General features: G+C 39.5%; 14 protein-coding genes. 12 read left to right on the top strand and 2 right to left on the bottom strand.

Annotated elements, in window-relative coordinates:
- The 6 genes from IM793_RS06475 (at position 1) to IM793_RS06500 (ending at position 9,633) form a co-directional block, all read left to right on the top strand.
- Positions 1-2,322 (top strand): zinc-dependent metalloprotease, encoded by a 2,322-nt coding sequence (locus IM793_RS06475; protein WP_193420265.1) that lies wholly within the window; start codon positions 1-3, stop codon positions 2,320-2,322.
- 3 nt (positions 2,323-2,325) lie between these two features.
- Positions 2,326-3,444, top strand: coding sequence for a thioredoxin family protein (locus IM793_RS06480; protein ID WP_193420266.1), 1,119 nt, complete (start codon positions 2,326-2,328; stop codon positions 3,442-3,444).
- Positions 3,437-5,794 (top strand): DPP IV N-terminal domain-containing protein, encoded by a 2,358-nt coding sequence (locus IM793_RS06485; RefSeq protein WP_193420267.1) that lies wholly within the window; start codon positions 3,437-3,439, stop codon positions 5,792-5,794. Before IM793_RS06480 ends, IM793_RS06485 begins: the two co-directional genes overlap by 8 nt.
- Before the next feature lie 247 nt (positions 5,795-6,041).
- Positions 6,042-6,920 (top strand): formate dehydrogenase accessory sulfurtransferase FdhD, encoded by an 879-nt coding sequence (fdhD, locus tag IM793_RS06490; protein ID WP_193420268.1) that lies wholly within the window; start codon positions 6,042-6,044, stop codon positions 6,918-6,920.
- Positions 6,910-7,260 (top strand): hypothetical protein, encoded by a 351-nt coding sequence (locus IM793_RS06495; protein ID WP_193420269.1) that lies wholly within the window; start codon positions 6,910-6,912, stop codon positions 7,258-7,260. Before fdhD ends, IM793_RS06495 begins: the two co-directional genes overlap by 11 nt.
- A 3-nt stretch (positions 7,261-7,263) precedes the next feature.
- On the top strand, positions 7,264-9,633 hold the full coding sequence (locus tag IM793_RS06500) for an FdhF/YdeP family oxidoreductase (RefSeq protein WP_193420270.1): 2,370 nt from the start codon (positions 7,264-7,266) through the stop codon (positions 9,631-9,633).
- Between the two features lie 181 nt (positions 9,634-9,814).
- Here IM793_RS06500 and IM793_RS06505 read toward each other — a convergent pair whose 3' ends face one another.
- On the bottom strand, positions 9,815-12,001 hold the full coding sequence (locus tag IM793_RS06505; RefSeq protein WP_193420271.1) for an alpha-galactosidase: 2,187 nt from the start codon (positions 11,999-12,001) through the stop codon (positions 9,815-9,817).
- A gap of 447 nt (positions 12,002-12,448) precedes the next feature.
- Between IM793_RS06505 and IM793_RS06510 the strand changes: the two genes are divergently transcribed.
- The 5 genes from IM793_RS06510 to IM793_RS06530 all read left to right on the top strand — a co-directional run bounded on the left by IM793_RS06510 (position 12,449) and on the right by IM793_RS06530 (position 23,390).
- Complete coding sequence (locus IM793_RS06510; protein ID WP_193420272.1) at positions 12,449-13,663, top strand: Pycsar system effector family protein; 1,215 nt, start codon at positions 12,449-12,451, stop codon at positions 13,661-13,663.
- On the top strand, positions 13,663-15,702 hold the full coding sequence (gene ppk1, locus IM793_RS06515; protein ID WP_193420273.1) for a polyphosphate kinase 1: 2,040 nt from the start codon (positions 13,663-13,665) through the stop codon (positions 15,700-15,702). The genes IM793_RS06510 and ppk1 overlap by 1 nt, the downstream gene beginning before the upstream one ends.
- 130 nt (positions 15,703-15,832) lie before the next feature.
- Positions 15,833-16,747 carry an SdiA-regulated domain-containing protein gene (locus IM793_RS06520; RefSeq protein WP_193420274.1) on the top strand — a complete coding sequence of 305 codons (915 nt, stop codon included), beginning with the start codon at positions 15,833-15,835 and terminating at the stop codon, positions 16,745-16,747.
- A gap of 461 nt (positions 16,748-17,208) precedes the next feature.
- On the top strand, positions 17,209-20,823 hold the full coding sequence (locus tag IM793_RS06525) for a BamA/TamA family outer membrane protein (RefSeq protein WP_193420275.1): 3,615 nt from the start codon (positions 17,209-17,211) through the stop codon (positions 20,821-20,823).
- Positions 20,824-20,963: 140 nt separating this feature from the next.
- Entirely contained in the window at positions 20,964-23,390 is a 2,427-nt protein-coding gene (locus tag IM793_RS06530; RefSeq protein ID WP_193420276.1) for a GAF domain-containing protein, read from the top strand.
- Positions 23,391-23,642: 252 nt separating this feature from the next.
- On the opposite strand, the gene IM793_RS06535 is transcribed toward IM793_RS06530, so the two are convergent.
- Entirely contained in the window at positions 23,643-24,245 is a 603-nt protein-coding gene (locus IM793_RS06535) for a GIN domain-containing protein (RefSeq protein WP_193420277.1), read from the bottom strand.
- A 269-nt stretch (positions 24,246-24,514) separates the two neighbouring features.
- On the opposite strand from IM793_RS06535, the gene IM793_RS06540 reads away from it, so the two are divergent.
- Positions 24,515-24,871 (top strand): two-component system response regulator, encoded by a 357-nt coding sequence (locus IM793_RS06540; RefSeq protein WP_193420278.1) that lies wholly within the window; start codon positions 24,515-24,517, stop codon positions 24,869-24,871.
- Positions 24,872-25,100: the final 229 nt, after the last annotated feature.

Consider the following 25,100-nt stretch of genomic DNA (forward strand, 5'->3'; position numbering starts at 1 on the left):
ATGAAATATATATATTCAATTCTGCTTGGTCTTTGCGCATTTTTAGCGGCCGGCACTTCACAAGCACAAATAAAAGATACTGCTCCTGCGGGCGATCCGAAACCATTTGACAAGTTTTTTAAAAATACCATGAAGATCACACCCGGTGCATTTCCGGTTTATCAGGATGGTACCAAATACTACCTGGAAATTTCGCCTGCGAACTTAAATAAAGATATCCTGATCATCGGAGATGTGGCCCGTGGTTATGCAAATAATATTTCTCAATCTTCAGGTGTTATCCGCTTTAGCGAAGGCACAGGCAATAACCTGAACGTAACAAGAGAGGTTTATAAAGAGGCGGTATCGCCAGATTTTAATCAGGGGATTGAAGAGCTTGTACAGAAATCAAGTCTGGTTCCTGTGAGTTTTGTGATGCCCATTGCTGCCCTTGGAAAGGCAAAAGGGAGTTACCTCATCGACATCAGCAGGCAGCTGATGGAGGGCGGTGATTTTTTCTCGTTCAAGGATGTAAATGGCTTAACCAGTCCTGACGCCGCACGCTCAGGTGTACAGGATGTGAAAACCACGAACGATGCAGTTGTATTTAGTGTATTGCGAACACAAACCATACCGGGTACAAGCTATAATGGTAGTAAAGCAATAGATAAAGCTACGGCTTTTGTACTTACCCTGGTTATTCAGCGCCTGCCTGACGCCGTTGTGAAAGTAAGGGAAGCAGATCCACGGATTGGCTTTAAAACGATTAATTACAACGATTTTGGTAAGAGCCCTTATGGTGTTAAAAATGTAAAAGTAATTACCAAATGGAACCTGGAGGCAAAAAAAATTATGGTCATTATTGACCCTACAACCCCTTCGCTGTTTGTTCCTTACTTAAAAAAAGCGGTTGAACAATGGAATGGTGCCTTTCGTGCGGCAGGATTAAAAAATCCATTGGTCGTATCCACAGATGATAAAGACAATTGGTTATCTGCAGGTAAAATACTGTTACGTTGGGGAAATGCTGTAAAAGGATTGGTTACAAACACGGTTACAGATCCACGAACAGGAGAAATTCTTGCCGGAAAAATGAATATCGATGTAAATGTCAGCAATGATTTGCTCCCTTCTTATTTTGCGAAATGTGGCTTTAAAGATCCACGGATCATGAAGGACCTCTACAATCCTGAAGTACGTGGCGAGATGATGGAGTGGAAAGCCGCCCAGGGATTGGGCGAACTGCTGGGTATGCTGCCTAACCTACATGGCAGTGCGGCCTACACCACTACGCAACTTCGGTCTGGTGCATGGCTTAAGGAACATGGTTTTACCTCATCTGTTACAGACGATACGCAGTTTAACTTTGTGGTGCAACCGGAAGATCAGGTGAGCGTTGCCGACTTGATGCCCCGGGTGTCGGCGTACGACAAACTGGCGATTGGCTGGGCATACAGGAATTTCAAAAATACCGCTGAAGAGAAAAAGGTGCTATCGTCTTTGAAGATTTCTGATCCGGAATTGTTGTTTCTTGAAGAAAATAAAAGTGACCCGTACACCCGCAGGGGTGATGTTTCTTCTGATCAGCTCGAAGCCGCCATCCTAGGAATGAAAAACGTGCAGACCTTTTACCCACAGGTAGAAAAACTCACATCGGCGATGAAAGATAAGGACGAGGACTGGAAGAACTTTAAACTGTTGTCTAAAGCTTTCCAGATCAGTTATCAATTGTATACCGACAATGTAGTTAGCTACATCGGTGGGAAGTCTGTGCGTCCGGTGCTTAAAAACTACAATGAAATAGGCATAGTGTATCCGTCCAAAAAAGACCAGCAACGGGCAATGGCGCTGTTGGATTCCTGGTTTTTTAATGGCCCGCCAGCCTGGATGCAAAGCAAACGCATGAACCAGATCAGCGAAGAGTCTGAAACCATTAAGATGGGTAAAAGCACACAAGATGCATTGAGGAAATTTATTACGCCCGAAGTGCTCAACAACCTGATTCAGGCGGAGTACGATTTGGGTAAGGAGGCGTATACAGTGAGTGATTTGTTCAACGACCTGGACCACTATGTTTTTAAAGATTTTAACCCTGCAGCACCGGTAGATGATTACAGGATGCTGATGCAGACAAACTTCGTGTACGATCTTTCTGCAGCGGTCGCAAAAAATAACATTACAAGTGGCTTGAGTGATTCCAGCGAAGTGTTGCATCTGTATTTTATCAGAACCCTGCAGCACCTGGGCGAGCTATCAGAAAAACACCAGGATGCTGCTACACGTGAGCGCTATAAAATGATCAAACAAAAAATTGAACGTAACATCAACCAGAAAGCAAGCTAGTACATGAAAAGGATAATATTAGGCGTGATGCTCCTTTTGGGAACCTCAACATACGGGCAGAACAGGGCGATTGATTTTAAAACTGCTTCGTTAAAGGAAGCCTTTAATATAGCAAAAGAACAGCATAGAATGATTTTTGTGGATTGTTATACCGTATGGTGCGGGCCGTGTAAGGGCATGGATCAGCAAGTATTTACAGTAGATAGTGTAGCCGACTTTTTCAACAGTCATTTCATCAGCGTAAAAATGGATATGGAAAAAGGAGAGGGGCCTGCGGCAATCAAAACCTATGAAGTAGGCGCATTTCCGACCTACCTGTTGTTTGATGAGAATGGAAAGCAGATTTACAAATTTGTTGGGGGCATGTCTGCGACCGAGTTTATGGCCAAGATTCGTGTGGGCATCAATCCTAAAAATGAAATTGCCACAAGAGAGGCCAGGTATGCAGCGGGCGACCGCGATCATGCCATGTTACAGGAGCTCATCAAACAGAAATTTAAGCAAAAAGAAGCAGCGGCGGGCACTGCCATTGCCGCAGAATATTTTAAATTAATGACTCCTCAGGAGCGCTTACGTCCTGAAAACTGGTTTTTGTTTGGCGAAAGCTACGATGCAAGGTATATGTCGGATATTGGAAGCCTGAATTTTAATTACCTGCTTGCCAATTACCGGGAATTTGTAGCTGCTAACGGAAAAGAACTCGTTGACGATAAGATCAACGCCGTTTTTAAAGGACTAGCGAGCAATTGTTTGGCTGGCTACTATTTTAAAAACCATCCTTACCGTAAAGAAGAATTTGAAGGTTATAAAACACTGGTGAGCAAAAGCAGGTATCCTGATAAAGTGCAATTGCTTATTTTAACAGATATCGCAATAGCTGCAGGCGAACAGAATGTTAAGGCAGCAGGCAAATTGCTTGCAGATTATGTAGGCAAGTTTACCGAGAAAAATAAAAAAGTGGTATTCGATTACACCAACTTTTGTGCAACTAAAGATCGCAGTTATCCTTACATAAAAGAGATTTCCATTGAAGTGGCTAAGACTTCTACAAACCCATTTTTGATCAAACATTGCGCAGATTATGCTTCCCGTTATACACAGACTTCTTCTCAACATGAATAGGTCAGTCTTTTTTTTAGTTTTACTTTTTCCACTGGCTACACTGGCCCAGGTGCCAGACTATGCTGCGGCAGAACGGTTTAATGCACCCAATCTGCAAAAGCAGATCGGGTCGATGCAGATTGTTCCCTTTTTTCTGAAAAAAAGCAATAAATTCTGGTTCATAGCTAACGGACCGTTAGCACCAGCTAATACTCCTTATCGTGCGGCAACAGTCCAAAAAAACAACTTGTTAAACAATGAAGAAGAAAAAGTGGAAACGATTTATGGAGAAGGTAAGACTACACCCTCGGTAAATAGTTTTGACTTGACAAAAGACAACTATTTCCTGGTTGATCCAGATCATAAGACAAAGATCGAACTGTTTGATAAAGTGTCTATAGCGAATCAGCTACAGGTATTAACAAAAGGAGAAGCCAGCAAAACCTCCGTAAGCTACAGGCTTACTTTTTCTGAAGACGAACAAACGGTAGAAGTAGGTTATAATGGTGCGGTTTACGATTACAATTACAGCAACAAAAAGTTGGTTAAACGTGAACCAAAAGCAGCTCAGAAACCGCGGGTTTATGTTCAAGGTAATTTATCTCCGGATAGCCAATGGCTCCTCTATGCTAAAAACCATAATTTGTACCTTAAAAAATCTGCAGATACGGTAGCGCAAGCTTTGTCGACAGATGGTGCGGAACACTATTCTTTTTCCATCAACGATAAAGACGAGTTTTCCAAGGTAAATTCAACAACAGACGCGGTTTGGACACCTGATTCTAAGGCGTTCTACGTGTTGAGAAAAGATACCAGGAAGGTACAAACCTTAACGGTGGTTAATTCGATAAGTAGCGCAGTGAGACCTTATTTAAATACCTATAGCTATGAATTGCCTGGCGACAAGTACGTTACTCAATTTGAGTTCTTCATTGGCAATGCTGCTACAGCTTCTTTGAAAAAAGTAAATATAGACCGCTGGCCGGATCAGGAAGTGGAAGTGCTGCGGAACCAGAATAGCAATGACGAGGTGCTTTTACTAAGGAAGAAGAGAACCCGTGATGAAATGGAACTTTTTGCGGTGAATGTAAAAACCGGAGCATTGCGTATAGTGATTCATGAGGTGAGTAAACCTTTTATCAATACGGACTTGTTCAATGTATCCATCCTTAATCAGGGAAAGGATATTATATGGTGGAGTGACCGGAGCGGATGGGGCCAGTATTACCATTATAACCGTAAAGGAGATTTGCTGAATGCCATTACGCAGGGAAACTGGACGGCGGGTAAAATTGCCAGCATAGATACGGCCAAACGGATGCTTTATTTTTATGGATATGGAAAAGAAAAAGCACGTAACCCCAATTATGCTTTTTTATATAAAGTTGGTTTTAATGGCGGAAAACAGCAACTGTTAACACCTGAAGACGCCACCCATGCAGTCTTCATGTCGCCAAATAAGAACTATTTTGTAGATTACTATTCCAGGATAGATCTGGAGCCGCTTACCATTGTAAGAAACACGGAAGGTAAATACGTTCAGGAGGCATTTAAGCCTGATTTCAGTAAACTTTATGCATACGGTTGGAAACATCCTGAAATGTTTACTGTTAAGGCCAAAGACGGGATTACTGATCTTTATGGCCTGATGTGGAAACCTTTTAATTTCGATCCCAATAAAAAATATCCCATTATCTCACAGGTTTATCCCGGCCCTTTTACCGAAACCGTATGGAATGAATTTACCGTAACAGACCGCTACAACAATACCTCGCTGGCGCAGGTCGGATTTATTGTTGTAGTAATGGGACATCGCGGAAGTTCGCCTTACCGGAATGCTCAATATTATAAATTCGGGCATGGTAACTTGCGTGATTATGCGCTGGAAGATGATAAATTTGGATTGGAGCAGCTTGCGGCACGTTATTCATTTATAGATTCGAATAAAGTGGGCATTTTTGGCCATTCCGGTGGAGGAATGATGTCTACTGCAGCAATCTGTACTTTTCCTGACTTTTATAAGGTTGCGGTTTCTTCTTCAGGGAATCATGACAATAACATTTACAACCGCACCTGGGGCGAAACTTACCAGGGTTTTGACAAACCTGTTGCCCTGAACCAGAGTCTGGCTAAAAATCTGAAGGGGCATTTGTTGCTGGTTACAGGAGAGTCTGACCAGAATGTAAACCCTGCAAATACATACCGAATGGTTGATGCTTTAATCAAAGCCAATAAAGATTTTGATCTCCTGGTTTTACCAGGACAAAGCCACACTTACGAAGAACCTTATAAAACCTATTTTCAACGACGGTTGAGAAAGTATTTTGCAAAATATTTTATCGAACAAGACAGTTCGGATAATAAAAAGTAAACGGTAGCATTTGCTATTTGTTTAGGATGACGACAGACGGAGTTGGTTGGATGACCGCTCCGTTTCTATTGCTATGTTCCGACGAGGAATCGTCATTGCGAGAAGGCTTTTTCAGCCGACGAAGCAATCTTTATAGCAAGCTTTATTAATGCGTTGAAATGGTATTCGACTACGCTCAAACTGATATATGAAATAAATTTTATTTAATTTTAGACAGTCTCTTAATTTATTCTGATTTACTAACATTATGATAGATATCCCATCGTTATCAATCAGGCAAATACCTGTGAAAAAAGTTTCATGTGCTATTGCCGCTCCAGCGCTTGATACGCTTTCGGTTGAAGAACCCTTGGAAATCAGGATCATATATGGTGCGGAAAATAACCGGGTGCAAAAAAATATTTCAGTAACCATGCGTACCCCTGGTGAGGATTTAGAGCTCGCACTTGGTTTTTTATTTACTGAAGGCATTATCTCCGCTAAGGATCAAGTAAAAAATATAAGCCATTTGGCCATGCCATGCGAACTTAATAAAGAAAATATCGTTGGCGTGGAATTAAGCGAAGGTTTTATTCCTGATCTTTTACAATCTGACCGTAACTTTTACACCACCTCCAGCTGCGGGGTTTGTGGCAAAGGGTCTATAGCAGCTATCAGAACAGTAAGCTCTTATTCGAATTCCGCTGATCAGGAGGAAATGACCTTGTTGCCAGAGGTATTGTATTCACTGCCCGACCAACTCAGGGCTGCACAACAGAATTTTGCAGTAACGGGAGGCATTCATGCGTCAGGCCTTTTTACAATGGAAGGCGAGCTGTTATTGCTCCGGGAGGATGTTGGTCGGCATAATGCTTTAGATAAATTGATCGGTGCAGCACTGGCTGGTGATCTGCTCCCTTTAAACCAACGTATATTACTTTTAAGCGGAAGGGCTAGTTTTGAACTGATTCAAAAAGCAGCAATGGCAGGTATTTCCATTGTGGCCGCCATTGGTGCACCCTCCAGCCTCGCTGTAGAGCTGGCTTCGGAATTTGGAATAACCCTTCTGGGCTTTCTTCGCGAAGACAGGTTTAATATTTACACCACAAATGAGCGCATATTAATCCCTATATCACATGAAAATTAGAATCAAAGGCAATTCAATCCGGTACCGTTTAACCAAATCAGACGTTAGCACATTGGGTACAGTGGGTTTTCTTTCTGAGTTTACACAATTTGCAAGCCATTCGCTGGAATACGCCATCAGAAGAACAAACGAGGAGAAACTCACCGCCGATTTTGCCAACCATAAAATTATGCTGAATATGCCTGTGAAAATGATAGATGAACTGGTAAATACCGAAAAAGTTGGGTTTAGTGATGCCTCTGGTACCGTTAGCATACTCATAGAAAAAGACTTTGCCTGCCTGGACAACGTGGCAGAAGACCAGAGCGACAATTTTCCGAATCCCAACCTCAATTGCTAAGTCATGGAAAATAATGAAAATAAGCCTTCAGCAGAAAACCCATACCAACTGCTAAACCTTAAACTTACCACGGTAGCACAATCGACAGCAGGTATACATGCGGTAATGGCGGCGATGGGAAATCTGGTTGAAGAAAAAACATTTTTTAGGGGGAATCTGGCCCTGCTGAGTATGAACCAGTTTAAAGGATTCGATTGTCCGAGTTGCGCCTGGCCAGATCCTGATGATGAACGGTCGCCGGTTGGCGAATATTGCGAAAATGGCGCCAAGGCCCTGGCAGAAGAAGCGACGACAAAAAGGGTTACAGCAGATTTTTTTAAACAACATTCCGTATATGAGCTGGCTAAACTGGATGATTACCAGATTGGGAAATTTGGCAGGCTTACCGAACCCATGTACATGCCAAAGGGCGGAACCCATTACGAACCGATTAGCTGGGATCATGCTTTTAATAAAATTGCCGGGCACCTCAATGCGCTTAAATCTCCGCATGAGGCTGCCTTTTATACTTCCGGTAGAACAAGTAATGAAGCTTCTTTTGTATACCAGCTTTTTGCCAAAGAATTTGGAACGAACAATATGCCTGATTGCTCCAATATGTGCCATGAAACTTCAGGTTCGGCGCTTCGGCCTACTATTGGTATAGGGAAAGGAACGGTGACCCTTGAGGATTTTTATGAAACGGATCTGATTATTGAAATTGGCCATAATCCCGGAACCAACGCCCCGAGGATGATGAGTGCCCTGGCCAAGGCGAAGAAAAACGGTGCAAAAATTATTGCCATTAATCCGCTGCCCGAAGCTGGCCTGATGGGCTTTGAGGATCCTCAGTCTATTAAGGGAATGATAGGCGGAGGCGTTAAGCTGGCTGATTTGTATCTTCCGGTAAAGATTAATGGAGATATGGCTCTGTTAAAGGCACTGGAAATTCTTTTAATTGAATTTGAAAAACAACACCCTGGGAAAGTTTTTGACCAGGCGTTTATAAAGGACAAGACCACCGGTTATGAAGCTTTTTTGGAACAATTTAAACAGGAAGGTTACAACCTGGATCATTTAGCCGGTTTATCAGGCGTATCGACGGAGGACTTGCATAAAGCCGCCGAAATGATTGCATTTAAAAACAGAATTATTTTCTGTTGGGGAATGGGCTTAACACAACAACCCAACGGCGTGGCCATGATTAGGGAAATTGTGAATATTCTGCTGCTTAAAGGCAGCATCGGGAAACCTGGTGCAGGTGTTTGCCCGGTGCGGGGGCACAGTAATGTACAGGGAAACAGGACCATGCTGATTGATGAGAAACCTACTGACGAGCAATTAGACCGTTTGGAGGATCTCTATGGATTTAAAATGCCGCGAGCGCATGGTTATGATGTGGTAGGTACAATAAAAGCAATGCAAGAGGGCAAGGTAAAATTTTTGTTCTGCATGGGAGGTAATTTTTTATCTGCAACTCCTGATACCACTTTTACCGCCAATGCCGTAAGAAAACTTGATTTGCTGGTATGTGTATCTACCAAGCTAAACCGTAGCCATTTAATTCATGGAAATGAAGCATTGATTTTACCCACTTATGGCCGCAGTGATAAGGATATCGTGAATGGTGAAGTACAGATCATATCTACTGAAAATTCGATGGGTGTTGTACAGGCTTCTAAGGGAATGCTGGATGCCGTATCTAAAAACCTGATAAATGAAACCCAGATTGTATGCCGGATGGCGATGGCAACACTGGGCGAAAAATCGGTTGTGAACTGGTCCCTTTACCATGATAGTTACGATGCGGTTCGCGATGCGATAGCACAATGCATTCCCGGCTTTGAAAATTATAATATTAAAGTAAGGCAAAAAGGAGGCTTTTATTTGCCAAACGCTGCCAGGGAAGGAAAATTCATAACCAAAGAATTTGGCGACAGGGCTCCATTTACACTAACCGAAATTCCAACAAATCGGCTTGAGGAAGACGAGTATATGATGGCCACCACCAGGACGCATGATCAGTTCAACACGACTATTTATGGGTTAGATGACCGCTACAGGGGAATCAAAAATGAGCGGCGGGTAATTTTTATGAATCAAAAGGATATTGAAAAACTCGGAATGAAAGCGGGGGATAAGGTTGATCTGTTTAATTTTGACGATGGAATAACACGAATTGCACCATTGTTTGTAATTGTTGCCTACGAAATCCCGGAGAAGAATACCGTTACTTATTTCCCCGAAACCAATGTGTTGGTTTCAGTAAATAATGTGGTAGCGGAAAGTAATATGCCCGCATCCAAATATGTGAAAATTAAAATTAAAAAACACGACCCCACAATTTATGACCAGGTAAAAAAAACTGAAGAAGATTACAGGCTAATGCAATAATTGCGCTCTGCTTTTTAATATGGATTATAAGGGATCGTCATTGCGAAAAGGCTTTTTCAGCCGACGAAGCAATCTTTATAGCAACGATTACTGGTATGATAGATTGCTTCGTCGTTCCTCCTCGCAATGACGACCTTTTTTTGGAGGCTGTCAATGATAGCTCGGTGATGTTTTTAATAATTTAAATAGCCTGTATCTTTAAAACCACGCTGGTTCTGTTAGCATTTGCTTCCGGATTAAAGCCTACTTTCATTAAAAAGTCGCCAGAGTAAACTTTGGTGCTGTCAATCGGCGATTTAACGCCAGGGTATAGATTAATTTCTTCTATTTTATATCTTTTAGCGGAATCCAATCCTTTTAGTTTAACCGGTAATATCACACCGTTTGTAAACAGGGTGGCCACATAATAATTAAAAACAATGGCCTGATCTTTTGACTCATTAACATAAGCAATTGAAGCTATTTTATTTTCATATGGATCCTGCAGACGGTATTGCTGGCCATGCCAGATAATATCTTTAAAGCTATTATAGGTTTTAACGGCATTCTGGCTAAAAAGCAAATCATCTTTACTTAACTCATTTACACGTACATCATAACCGAGTTTTCCCATCATGGCCACATCTGTTTTAAATTTAATAGGCTGTTTACCCATATCGGTAATGTGGTTATCTATTGCAATAGCAGGGAAATAATACGAATATTCCCACTGAATAAAAATCCGGTCGTATGGATTGGTATTATCGCTGGGCCAAAATTCGGTGAAATATTGTAGTGCAGCATAATCAACTCTCGAACCACCTCCGGCACAAAGCATCATCGGTGTTTTAGGGTATTTTTTTCTAATCCTATCCAGTACGCTGTTTAATCCCCTGATATATTCAAGATAAAAATGATCCTGGTTTTTTAACGTAGGGGAGTTGGCGTTGTATATCAGAGAATTACAATCCCATTTAATGAACGCAACTTCCGGTACTTCCTTAAAAATATCATCAACTGTTTTGTAAATAAAATCCTGAACCCTGGGGTTGGTTAAATCCAGTACCAACTGGTTGCGCATGTAATATTCTTTTCTTTCAGGCTGTCTGATTATCCAATCGGGATGGTTTTCGTACAGCTCACTTTTAGGGTTTACCATTTCAGGTTCTATCCAGATGCCAAATTTTACTCCGCTAGCGGTGGCCTCTTTACCCAAAGCACTGATGCCGTTCTTCAATTTTTGCCTGTTATATTGCCAATCGCCCAAACCAGCAGTAGAGCCATTACGTGGATATTTATTGCCAAACCAGCCATCATCCAATAAAAAAACATCAACACCTAATTTTTTGGTATCCTTTGTCAATTCATTTAGTTTCTCATCATTAAAATCGAAATAAGTGGTTTCCCAGTTGTTTAAGATGGTAGACCTTTCGCCTTTGCCATCCAATAGCTGGTAGTTTCTGGCCCAATCGTGCAAATTCCTGCTGGCTAAACCCTTTCCTGCAGATGAGTAAGTATAAATAAAGCGGGGGGTGACGAAATTTTCGCCAGCCTTTAAAGTATAATTCGACGAAAAATTGTTGATCCCGGCAGTAACCCTGAGGTAGTACTCGTCAAAAGTTTCAAAATCCAGCTTAAAGTTTCCGGTCCATGCCAGCGATCCGGCAATTACCTCACCCATGTCTTCGGTTGCAGGCTGATCTATCGAAACCATAAAAGAAGAAGAATGAAGCAGGTTTGTTCTGGTTCCCAGTTTCGAATCGATGGTTTTTATACCATGCAGTAATTGCTGCTCTTCCGATCGCATTTCGCGTGTAGCACCGCTATATTGGTTTTTAAGGAAGAATTTTTTTCCACTCAGGGTAAGATTTGCTGAAGCATATTTGTTGAGCACTACTGTGCCTTTCTCCTGATGCCTGATTTCAGTCCACTGCTCAATTACGTTTTCATTAAAATAAGCCAGGTATTTTAAGGTCACCTGAAAATTGTATTTTAGATCTTTAAGGATAATGCTGGTCAATTTTCTGTTCTGATCCAGCTGTTCGGTTTTTACATCAAAAAATGTTAATACCGTCGATTTGTTTCCATCGTTATGGGTGACGGTTAATGCCGGTTCTAATAAATTAAGCGAGCCGGAGGCAATGTAAGCTTCACGTTTGTTTAAAAGATCATCAGAGCCAGGCTTATATTTATCTAATGCCTGTATGCCCGGGTATTCGCCCGCATTGTCTAGTTTTTTGCCAAGGTAGATTGATAATAAAGTGTTGTCACGATCTGTTTCTAAAATCAGTACATTGTTTTTTGTTGCAATTTCTATCGTTTTTTGTGCAAAGCCGTTCAGCGCTATTGCCATTGACAGTAAAAAAAAGCAGGTGTTTTTTCTTTTCATTATTTATTATGGAAAAAAGTTCAGGTCATATTTGCTGCAGCTTAAAGCAGGAATGCTGATCGTAAAATGTGCCGCATATGCACCTGTTTTTATCATTCAATTTGGTGATATTAGCATTACATTAAAATTCTACTGATGATCGACCATAAAGTTAAATTGAAATTAGTGCTTTCCAGTGCTAATGAATTCGCTATTTATATCAAATTGTAATCTTTTTTTAACAAGAATAAACCTGATTTCAAGAGGTTATAGTGCCAAACCCTCACATTTCTAAATCTAATTGTAAAATAAACAAGGCATTATTATTGTTGAGCGGAGATCAGTGTTGTTTTTAAAAAAATAGCGTAATTTTATCACTATAAAAATAAACCGATTTTTCAGCTTTAAAGATTTTTAAGAAAATGCATTTCCTTCATCATATCAAATTATCGCAACACCAATAAGCTCATGAACTATAAACAATTGCAGGAAGATGTAGAAAAGCATGTTGGCGATTACTTCCATACCCATAACGATCCACGCCTGGTTTATCATAACCTGGAACACACGCAAGAAGTGGTAAATGCTGCGCAGCAAATTGCCAATCATTACCAGTTAAACGAACAGGATTTTTTTACTGTAACCGTTGCAGCCTGGTTTCACGATACAGGGTATTTTGAAGATGCATTAAACCACGAAGCAAAAGGAGCAGCGTTGGCTGATGATTTTTTAGCCGGGCATAAGGTGAATCAGGAAATCCGTGATCAGGTTAAAAGTGCAATATTGGCGACTAAAATTCCTCAGAAACCTAAAAATGAAATTGATAAAATCCTTTGCGATGCAGATCTGTTCCATTTAGGGCTGGCCGATTTCCGTGCAAAAGGGAAATTAATGCATAAGGAAAATGAACTGATCTATAAAAGAGATATCAGTAAATCAGAATGGCGCAAAAAGGATATCCAGTTTATGGAGTCGCATGATTACCATACCGATTACGCCAATTTGCTGTTAAGCGATCAGAAACAAAAAAATATCGAAAAACTGAAAAGTAAACTCACTGCACAGGAAGTAATCAGTACCGAACTCGAAGAACCTAAAAGCTTTGCACCGGTTATTGTTAAAGATAAAAAGAAGAAGGATAAAGACGATAGGCCAGATAAAGGGATCGAAACCATGTTTAGGATTACCTCAGCCAATAACCAGCGGCTGAGTGATATGGCCGATAATAAGGCGCACATCCTCATCACCGTAAATTCGATTATGCTTTCCCTGATCGTGAGTTTATTGTTGAGGCGGCTGGAAGATCATGGCAACCTGATTATTCCCACATTTATTTTACTATTGGTGAGTTTAACCTGCGTAGTTGTTTCTATTTTATCAACCCGGCCATCTATTCCGAAAGGAGAATTTACTCAGGAAGATATGGATAAGAAAAAGGTAAACCTGTTGTTTTTCGGTAACTTTTATAAAATGAGTTTGCCCAGTTATACCGATGGGATGATTAAGGTGATGAACGATAAGGACTTTTTATATGGAACCTTAATTACCGATGTGTACTCGCAGGGCGTAGTTTTGGGCAGAAAGTATAAACTGATCCGCCTGGCTTATAATATTTTTATGTTCGGTTTAATTGCAGCAGTATTTGCATTTGTAATTGCTTACGCAGCTTACGGTAAACTTTAATGGAACAGATTGTAGAAAGCTCTTTTTTTAACAGAGATTTAAGCTGGTTAAAGTTTAACGAACGTATTTTAATGGAAGCAGAGCGAAGTACCGTTCCGCTTTTAGAACGCATTAAATTTCTGTCGATATTTTCCTCTAACCTTGATGAGTTTTATCGTGTAAGGATGCCCGTGTTGCTCGCTTTAGAGAAACTGAGTAGTAAGGAAGATAATGATATCAGGATCGACGATAATTTATTGGATACAGCCAATCAGCTCATTTCCGGTCAGCAGGAACGATATGGTAAGGTACTTAAATCAGATCTCATCCCCTTGCTCAAAGAAAATAAGATCAACTTAATTTACGGAGCGCCATTCCCTGCAGAAATTGAGAAAAGCATAACCCGGTATTTTTTAAGCCAGGTAATGGCCTTTTTGCAGCCTGTTTACCTGAATGCAGATTCCGATTTTTTTCCTTCCAATAATGAGTTGTATTTTCTGATTACACTAAAAAAGAAAGAAGATGCAGAAGTGGTTATTTTAAATATCCCTTCCAGCCAGTTACCCCGTTTTTATAAGATCGAATCAGGTGATGAAACTTTTGTTGTATTTCTGGATGATATTGTGCGTTTTCATTTAGACCGTGTTTTTCCGCAAGGTGAAGTGACCGGATGTTATAGTTTCAAAATCACCAGAGATGCTGAAATAGACCTGAAAGATGAATATTCCGGCAGTTTATCAGAACAGTTGGAGAAACAATTGTTAAAACGCGATTCGGGTTTGGCTACCCGTTTTCTCCACCAGCCCGGCATACCAGCCAATGTATTTGAACTGCTTAAAAAACTTTTCAATTTAAAAAAGGCCAATAGAATAGAAGGCGGACAGTACCATAACCTGAAAGATTTTATGGCTTTTCCGGTAAATTCGTCAAAGTTATCCAACCAAAACTGGCCAAAACTTTGTAATACCGATTTAATAGATGGATCGTTAACTGAGGCCATTTACAAAAACGATATCATTGTACATACACCTTACCAGAGTTACGATAGTGTGTTGCGCTTTTTTAACGAAGCCGCTATTGATGCGGAAGTTAGGGAAATCTACGTTACGTTATATCGCGTAGCCAGCGATTCGAAGATTGTAAATGCTTTAATCAGCGCGGCAAAAAATGGCAAAAAAGTTACCGTTTTGGTTGAGCTTAAAGCCCGTTTTGACGAGGCCAATAACATTAAGTGGGCAAAAAAAATGAAGGAGGTTGGCGTTGATATTATTTACAGTGTTACCGCTTTAAAAGTTCATGCCAAGGTAGCCTTAGTGAAACGCCAGGTTGGTAATAGAATGCGTTATTCTGGTTTGTTTGCTACCGGAAACTTTAATGAAAGCACAGCTGCTTTTTATACCGATCATATTTTAATGACGGCCAATAAAGAAATGCTGCGTGAGGTAGAGCTACTGTTTATTTTTCTGGCCAAAAGGGTTAAACCTACCTCTTCAGACCAGGTTAAATTTAATCACTTATTGGTGGCTCAGTTTAATTTACAGCAAGTTTTTCTCAACCTGATCGATAGGGAAATTGAACACGCCAAACAAGGTAAACCATCAGGTATTACCATTAAAATGAACAACCTCGAAGAAAAGGTTTTGATCAATAAACTGTACGAGGCTTCAGCAGCAGGTGTAAAGATCGAAATGATTGTGCGGAGCATTTGCCGCCTGATTCCAGGTGTAGCAGGGATGAGCGAAAACATTAAGGTTACCCGTATTGTAGATCGTTATTTAGAGCATGGACGTGTTTTTATTTTTAACAACTTAGATAAGTATGACGTTTATCTGGGCTCCGCCGATTGGATGAACCGGAATATCTATCGAAGAATTGAAGTTTGCTTTCCGATTTATAACGAGCAGATTAAGCAGGAAATAAGAGCTATTATCGAAATCCAGAAACAAGATAACGTGCAGGCGGTTTGCATAGATGAAAACATGAATAATATTCCTGTTAAAACTGGCGGGGTTCTTGTTTCCTCTCAGCATGATATTTATGAATTATTGAAAAAAGATTAAATACAGCTTAGTACGGTCTTCATTCCCAACTTGATTGGGAATCTTAAACCTATTGCATTACGATTCCCGCCTGCGCGGGAATGACGGTCGATAAATAAAAACTGTTATTAAACATTAAATTTTTACCCTTATGAAATACAATAAAACTTTTCTGGCTTCAGGTCTTTTAGTCGCTTCAGCTTTTTTTAGCGTATCGTGCGTTAATGGCAACCGAGATGATAAAAAAAATGATTCAACCAGTACAACAGCTTCAACAAACGAAGCAGCAAAATCAGATTTTCCTTATGATCTTGCTAATCCGGTAAAATACAACATGCCACATAATCTTTTCGAAATTTCAGGCATTGTATTTCATAATGGCGATCCAAAAGAAGTATTTGCCATTCAGGATGAAGATGGCGACCTCTTTCATTTAGGTTTGGGTGATAAAGAGTCAAAATTTACGAAATTTGGTGGCAAAGGCGATTATGAAGATGTAACCATCATCAAAAATTATTTCATTGTGTTAAAAAGCAATGGAGAACTGCACACTTTCCCCATTGCTGAATTAAGCAAGCCAGAAGCCGATAATGTAACCAAAACCAAAGATCTTGTACCCAAAGCAGAGTATGAAGGATTGGCGGCAGATGAAAAAAACAACATGATTTATGTGCTGACAAAAGATAGCAAACCGGATTCTAAAGCAAAAGCTTCCAGTATTTATGGATTTAAAGTTGCTGATGATGCTTCGTTAACAGCAGCAGGAGAATTCAGTCTTTCGCATAAAGCGATCGAAAAAGCATCCGGAAGCTCAAAATCAAGGTTCCGTCCATCTGCACTAGCTAAAAATCCAAAAACCAACGAGTGGTATATTCTTTCTTCAGTAAACAAGGTGCTTGTTATTACTGATGCTGATTTCAAGGTTAAAACAACACATCCCTTAGATCCGAATTTATTTAACCAACCAGAAGGCATCGCGTTCGACCGCGATAATAACCTTTATATCTCTAATGAGGGTGGAACCCTGGCCGCTGGTAATATTTTACTGTTTAAATTGAAGAAGTAAATTTGGTAGTGGTATCCTAACGCGATCATCATCCTGATCCGATAGCTATCGGATTTGTTTCAGGATCTATAAAGAGGCTGTCTCATTAATATAAATTGTCATTCTGATGGGTAATTTATATTATAAAATCGATATTAATGGACAGATGGATAAAGAACGTGATTGGTCTCGAAAATATCGTCATTTCGACCGTAGTGGAGAACCCGAAGGCTCTGCGAAGCAAAATCTTTTAACATAGTTTAAGGATTTATCCACTCCGCTGTGCTCTAATCAAAATGACAACTTATTATAATAATAACTTAATGTCCTTAATTTCTTAATGGTGAGATTTTAACTTATATTTTTTCACCATTAAGGAGTTAAGATAAATTAAGGGTGTACTTTTAACGACGATAAAGAGATTCTTAACATAAAAAACCTCAAAAAAATTAAAATAACTATCTTTATACAAATGTTGCTCTATGATTAAAAGATTTACCCTTTTTACCATCTTATTTTTAATAAACTACATTGCCTTTGCGCAGGATGATGTAAAATACCGTGTAATTCTTTTTGGCGATGCAGGCGAAATGAACCCTGCCCAAATGCAGGATTTAAAAAACGCGGCAAAGCAAATCCTTCCTAAAAAAACAACTGTTGTATATCTGGGCGATAATATTTATCCAACCGGAATGGGTTTGCCCGGAAGTATAGAAGAAGAGGAAACTAAAAAGATTCTGCGCTCGCAGTTCGAACCGATGCGAAAAATGGGCGCTGCGGTTTATTTTATTCCCGGCAACCACGATTGGGATAAATCGGGGCCTAAAGGACTGGCCAAAATAAAAGCCCAGGGCGATTACCTTAGGGAACAGAATGATCCTTTGCTGAAACTAATTCCCGATAATGGTTGTCCTGATCCCGTAGCGATTAAATTAACCGATAAACTTACCATCATTGCCTACGATAGTGAATGGTGGCTGTTCCCTTACAATAAATCTAATCCTAATGGCGAGTGCGACTGCCGTACCAAAGATGAGGTGCTGGTAAAAATGGAGCAGTTATTGGAAGAAAATAAGGATAAAGTAATTCTTCTGGCATCGCACCATCCCTTTCAAAGTTACGGGCCACATGGTGGTTATTTTAACTTAAGGAACCATCTGTTTCCGTTAACATCTTTAAACAAAAATCTATACATCCCTTTGCCTGGTTTAGGTTCTGTTTATCCTTTATTGCGTTCTACCTTACTGAGCCCTGAAGATTTAAACCATCCGGCTTATAAGGATATGATTAAATCAGTAACCGGTGTATTTGGCGATTATCCAAATGTAACTTATGTGGCCGGGCATGAACATGGTTTACAGTTAATTAAAGGAAAACAATTGCAGATTATCAGTGGATCGGGTTCAAAAGTATCACCAAATAAAGAAGGTAAAACCTCATTGTTTCACGAAATGCAGCAGGGTTACGTAGTGGCCGATCAGCTGAAAAACAATGATATGCGTTATGAATATTATATCTATTCAGATACGAGCGTTAAAAAGGTTTACAGTTACCTAAAAAAGTTCGAAACCATTTCTCAAAAAGTAAGAAACAGAGATAAACCAATAACTGCCGATAGTATTTTTGTGCGCGTTAAGCCAGAATATGATAGTGTAGGCCGTTTCCACCGTGTTATTTTTGGCGAAAACTACCGTAAAGAATATGCTGGAAAAACCAAAGTACCTGTACTACGTGTTTCGCAAATGATGGGTGGCTTAAAATCAACACAACGTGGTGGAGGTAACCAATCGAGGTCTTTGCGCTTAGAAGATAAAAATGGTAAAGAATATGTGCTGCGGAGTGTAGAGAAATACCCCGAAGTGTTGTTGCCTGCCGCATTACGCGAAACTTTTGCGAAAGATATTATAAAGGATAATATGTCTGCACAGCATCCGTTTTCAGCACTCGTAGTTCCTGAACTTGCTAAAGCTGGTGGCATTGCACATAGCAACCCGATTATTGGCTGGGTTTCTCCTGATGATAATTTGGGCGAATTTGAATCGGCATTTGCCAATACTTTGTGTTTGTTCGAAGAAAGAGAACCAACCGGAGAATCAGACAGTTCGCCGAAAATGGATAAAAAACTAACCGAAGATAATGACAATAAATTAGACGGACCAGCTTGGGTAAAAGCAAGGGCATTTGATGTGTTATTGGGCGATTGGGACAGACATGAAGACCAGTGGCGCTGGAAAGAAACGAAGACTAAAGATGGTTCGCTTTATTCGCCGGTGCCGAGAGATCGCGATCAGGTATTTTTCAGATCAGATGGCCTGTTGCAACGTTATACCCAATCTTCGTCATTATTACCGATGATGCAGGGCTATGAGCGTGGTATAAAAGATATCAATTGGTTTTTATGGGAAGGAAGGGAAATCAGCAGCCGCTGGACAGCCAATATCGGCGAGGAGGAGTTTGATAAAATTGTGAAGGATTTCTGCGCAAATTATAACGATGCGGTTTTCGAAAAAGCATTGAAAAAACTCCCTGAGCCAAGTTATTCCCTTCATCATGATGCTTTTCTGGCGCAGATGCGCAACCGGATAGCCACTTTGCCAAAATTAATGAACCAGTATTATCATTTCTTTAACCGCATTGTGGATATCGAAGTGACCAATAAGAATGAACTCATTCAGATTAGCGATGCTAAAAACGATGGATTACGGGTGAAAATCAATAAAATTTCTAAAGAGGGTAATATTAAAGATGAGCTTTTTGACCGGAAATTTGACCCTAAAGTAACCAAAGAGATCAGGGTGTACATGCACAACGGTAACGATAGCTTGATCCTGGACAATAAAAATTCTAACATTAAACTGCGGATTATTGGTGGCAAGGGCACTAAAGTTTACGATTTTGCAAATAGCAACGGACCTGTTAAATTATACGGCAGAACTGATAAGGCAACTTATAATGGAGAGGATGCCAATAAAATCAGAAAAATAATCTCTAACGATACTTCAAATTTTAGCTATATCCCAAAAGATATGTACCGCCGGAATTCATGGTTATTAAATGCTGGTTATAATCAGGATGACGGGGTTTTATTGGGTTTGATCTATAAACAAACCAATCCAGGTTTCAGAAAGCAACCTTATGGCAATTCGCAAACCATTTCTTTTCTGCACTCTTTCTCTACAAAAGCTTTTAGGTTTAATTATAAAGGTGAGTGGTTAAAAGCATTTGGAAAGGGCGATTTCGTGTTGAAAGCCGATGCTTTCGCCCCAAATAACACACAGAATTTCTTTGGTTTGGGTAACGAAACACATTTTGAAGAACATGGCGATGATGATGATAATATCAGGTATTACCGTGCACGTTTCAATCTTTACCAGGTTGATGCCTCCATCAGGTGGCGCCGTCCTAAATCTACTTTTAGTGTTGGTCCGTCCTATCAATATTATAAATATAATCAGGAAGATAACGATGGCCGTTTTATCGAAAATCCATCGCAATTGCATTCTTCTGATTCGCTTACCGTTAGAAACGAAAAGATGTTTGCAGGTGCATTTGTGAATTTCACCAACAACACACGTGATAATGATTTATTACCAACTTTAGGTAGTTATGTAGATTTTAAACTATTGGGCTACAAAGGCGTTAACAAATATTCTAACTCTTATGGACAGTTTACAGCGAGTATAGCATTATATAAAAACCTGGATGGCAGAAAAAACTTCATTTTGGCAGATCGTTTTGGTGGTGGGGTTACCGTTGGTAAACCTGCATTTTACCAGGCTTTATTTCTAGGCGGCCAAGGAAATCTTTTAGGCTATCGTCAGTTCAGGTTTGCGGGCGAACATATGTTTTACAATAATTTAGAGTTACGTGCCAAACTTGGCGATTTAGTAAGCTATGTTTTACCCGGACAGATTGGCTTACTGGGTTTTTATGATGTAGGCAGGGTATGGAAAAGAGACGAAGCCTCTACATTGTGGCACCACGGTGTAGGAGGGGGTGTTTACTTTGCTCCGGCATCACTCACAGTTGTGCGATTTGTGATGGGACACTCTTCAGATGGCTGGTATCCATACGTATCGCTTAATTTTAGGTACTAAATTTGTGTAACATATTAATAGATCTAATATCTAAGTATTACGTTCAGCAGACGAAGATTGCTTTTAGGAGTATGTATCTTTGCAATGAATTAGTACTTAAATAGATAACTATAAATTTTACACTATAGCAAACTTATACAATGAATACCAATGTAATACAGATACACAAAAACGAATGTATACATTGCCAGGTAGAATCATCTCTGTCTTTCCGCCCCCTTGTGGAGTATTTAAAAGGCAGGTTGAAAACAGAGAAATCGGTAAAATCTGAATTTTACAGGTTTTTACTTCAAAAAATTGAAAAAGACGATGTGCTTCTTGGCAACATCAGTGCAGAAAAATTATCCAAGTATAAAGATACTTTAGAATTGATTTTTACCATTCTAACGCCTTTAATGGATAACGAAGACGATTTGTTTTGGGCTTTAAGTACCCCTATTCCGGATCAGATTTTCTTTAGCACCAATGCATTTTATAAATTTTTTAAGGATCACGATCCTAAAAACAAGGTAACGAAAGATAACGAGCCGGTTGAAAAAAAACAGCTCAAGTTTATCTACAACGTAATTTTAGGCCGTTTTTATAATTTCACCCCGGTACTGAAAAATGAGATCATTTATGCACACATTAATGAGGAAACGAAACTAACACAGTATTATAATATCCAGACGGATACCAAGTTTGTAGAAATTATGCATAAGGGTGATTTGCCTGAGCTGAATTTCGAGGCGCTGGGTAAACATTTTCAGGAAGAAACAGAATTAGAATTCCTGGTGGAAAATCTGCCTTTGAATAATTTCCATTTTGAAGGCTTTAGCATCATTTCCATTACCGATGTTACTTTACAACACTCTATTGAAGGTATTCGCGGTGCGTTGGCTGATCATAACTACCAAACCGAAGCTTATAGCCACGTAATACATGCGTTAAAAACACTTAGTGGTAACAGTAAGCTGGAATTTGGCTTAATGCCTTTTTTAACGGTTAACAATAAGCTGGTATTCGATAACCAGGAGTTTTCGCAAAGTAAGCTCATCAATTCTGCAAAAGCTTCTAATTTAGAAGAAGAAGTTTTTTATTCGCTGGTTGATAAATACAAGGAAAACCCAAGGGCTATTTTCGTGGGCGCCATTAACGACGATCAGATAGAGAAAGATCCTTTTTTAAAGGTTTTGAAAGCTGCGGGTGTTAGTTCTTATTCAGTGCTGCCTATTTACTACAATAAAGAGTTAGCAGGCGTACTGGAAGTATATTCTAACGATAAAGTAGCAGTTGATGACAAATTATTATCCAGGTTGCGTCCGGCCATGCCTTTAATCGGTCAGCTTTTCCAATACAGCATTGAAGAGTTTGATGCCAAAATGGACGAAATTCTAATGGATAAATTTACTGCCTTGCAACCTTCCGTTCAGTGGAAATTTAACGAGGCCGTTTGGCATTTCCTTCAGCAGAATAATGGCTATCACAAGCTAAAAGAAATCGAGACCGTTACCTTCAAACATTTATACCCGCTGTTTGGCGCTATCGATATCCGCAACTCCACCATCGAGCGTAACAAAGCGCTTAAAGATGATATGGGAGTGCAGTTAAATACTTTAATTGATACTTTAAAACTGATTCGTAAACATGTTTCTTTAGAGCTGATTGATAAGCTGGTTTTTAATTGTAAAGACTGGATTAAACGAATTGGCGATTTTGCTTCATCAAACGAAGAAAGTCAGCTGAACGAATTTTTGGAAGTTGAGGTTTATCCTTTTTTATCTATCATTAAAGGAAATCATCCTAAAACAGCCGAGGTAATTGATAAATATTTTGAAGTGGTGGTGCCCGAAACCGGAGCCGCATTCGAAAACCGCAGGCAGCTGGAAGTTTCTATGCAGCTGATCAATACCGAAGTAAGCCAATACCTGGAAAAATCGCAATCAAAACTGCAGGCTTCTTATCCTTGCTATTTCGCCAAATTTAGAACAGATGGGGTAGAATACGATATTTACATTGGTCAGGACATAGCGCCCGAAAAGCCGTTTGACTTGCTTTACCTGAAAAATATCCGCTTGTGGCAACTTACTTCCATGGTTGATATTGCCCGGTTATCAAATAGTTTAATTGCCGAAATGCCACGTGCACTCGAAACAACGCAATTAATTTTTATCCACTCAAATGCTATTGACATTAGTTTCAGGAACGATGAACGCCGTTTTGACGTAGAAGGAGCCTATAATATTCGTTATGAGGTGGTTAAAAAACGGATTGATAAAGTGCTGATAAAAGGAACTACAGAACGTTTAACGCAGCCGCATAAAATTTCTATGGTTTACTTTAATCCTGAAGAAGCCAAAGAGTATATAGAATATATCAAATACATGCAGGTTCAAGGTTATTTAAACGACGATTTAGAGCAATTGGAATTGGATGAACTTCAGGGCGTATCAGGCTTAAAAGCTTTAAGGGTAGGTGTAAAGTATCTGGAAAATAAAGTAACAACCAGAACAGATGCCGCTAAGAAGCTTAAACCTAAAGAAATTAAATCTATTGAGAAGGAAATTGCAAAAGTGCTGCAGCACTAAATTCTTTATAAATCCGCTGGCATAATACCAGCGGATTTTTTGTTTTAACCCTTGTGTAAATCGATAGCGTTCAATAAAAAGAGTCCTATTTTTCTTCACCTTAAAAGCTAATGCAATACGGACTTGTTACTGAAGCCCTAACCTATGGTAATGATTGGTGTGCACTCCATCACCCATCTTGCATTTTCCATCGCAACAAAAAAGGCCTCCCGATCAGATCAGAAAGCCTTGTTTCATTTGTGTGTTTTGTAATTAGTTGATGGCTGCAATTTCTCTTTCAACAGCATCAGTTTCTATCGAACTGATGTTGGTTTTTAAAGCAGCAAATCTATCGATGGTTAACTTTTGTGATTTACCCATTACCAGTGTATGGATATTGGTAGAGCCACTTAATTTTAAATCTGCATGATCTGAAATTACAGTATATAAACCTTCTGAGCTGGTATTGATATCTGCATGTGCATTTCCTTTTAAAAAGATTTGAAGATATTTAGTGGTTAGTTTTCCTTCGGTTTTAACAACGGCATTTCCAGATGCTTCAATCCTGAAAAAATCATTTACATAAACGGTTAATTTTGCTTTTTCGGCACCGATTGAAGTGATTTTTAAATTATCCCCATTTTGCATCACTTTTGCTGTGCCTGTGTTATCTTCGCTATAAGAAATACCAGCATTACCTCGCTGGATAATGGTTACTTCTACATTCCCTGCCACGGAAATTCTTTTAAAGGCTGATATTTTTGTAATGGCATCCGGTTCTTTTTCTATAGCAGAAACACTTGTATTAAATACAGCAGATGATAAAACAATTGCGGTTAATGAAGTTGCGATGAGGGTTTTAATAGCGGTTTTCATAATATTTTTATTTAATAATTAAATGTTAATTAATTGTTATTTAAATGGTTAAGTTTTTTTTGTTTTTGTTTTGATGATAAGACGCCATGAAATCAAAAACGTTGCAGGCCATGTTGCATTTTTATACAATCGATACTTAATACTCGACGAACAGGCATTAATCCAAGACAAAAACCTGAAACTTTACCAAGCATTTGTAAAATAATTTAAGATCCATTTTTGGATTGCTCTTTTTTTTTATCTTTAATGAGAATTTAGGCTGTTTATTTATGAAAAAAAAGGTTGTACTTGTTCAGGATAATAAAGATATCCTCGATATAATGGACCAGGTGTTGGAAGAAGAGGGGTTTGATGTTACCGCATCTTTAACAACCGATCCTATAGATAAAATAGATGAAATTGAGCCTGATGTGGTGATTGTGGATGATCACATCAAAGGTAAAAAGAAAGGGTCGCAAGTAATTAAAGAACTTAAATCTGACCCTGAAACGCAAGATGTACCAGCCGTGCTCACTTCGACATCTAATAACTTACCACAACAGGCAGAAGATTGCAAAGCCGACGATTATATCGAAAAACCATTTGATATCGATCACATGGTTGATGTGGTAAAGAAAAACGTTTGATTTCAGTTACTAATGACAGCAACTCAGGGTGAGGCTGCATTATATTAAACTCTCTATTTACAACACTGTTTCGCTTGCTAAGGCGATTGAATGCACTTTTAATAAAATCTGGTATTAAATTCGGACTAGTATCCGAAAAAAATCCGGATACGAATTAAAAGATATCCAAAAGTCGTAAAAACTAAATCCGGGAAAATTGCTTATCATTCAGCACCGTCAGTTCTTGGTA

This window comes from Pedobacter sp. MR2016-19 (genome assembly GCF_014947265.1).
GTDB lineage: Bacteria > Bacteroidota > Bacteroidia > Sphingobacteriales > Sphingobacteriaceae > Pedobacter.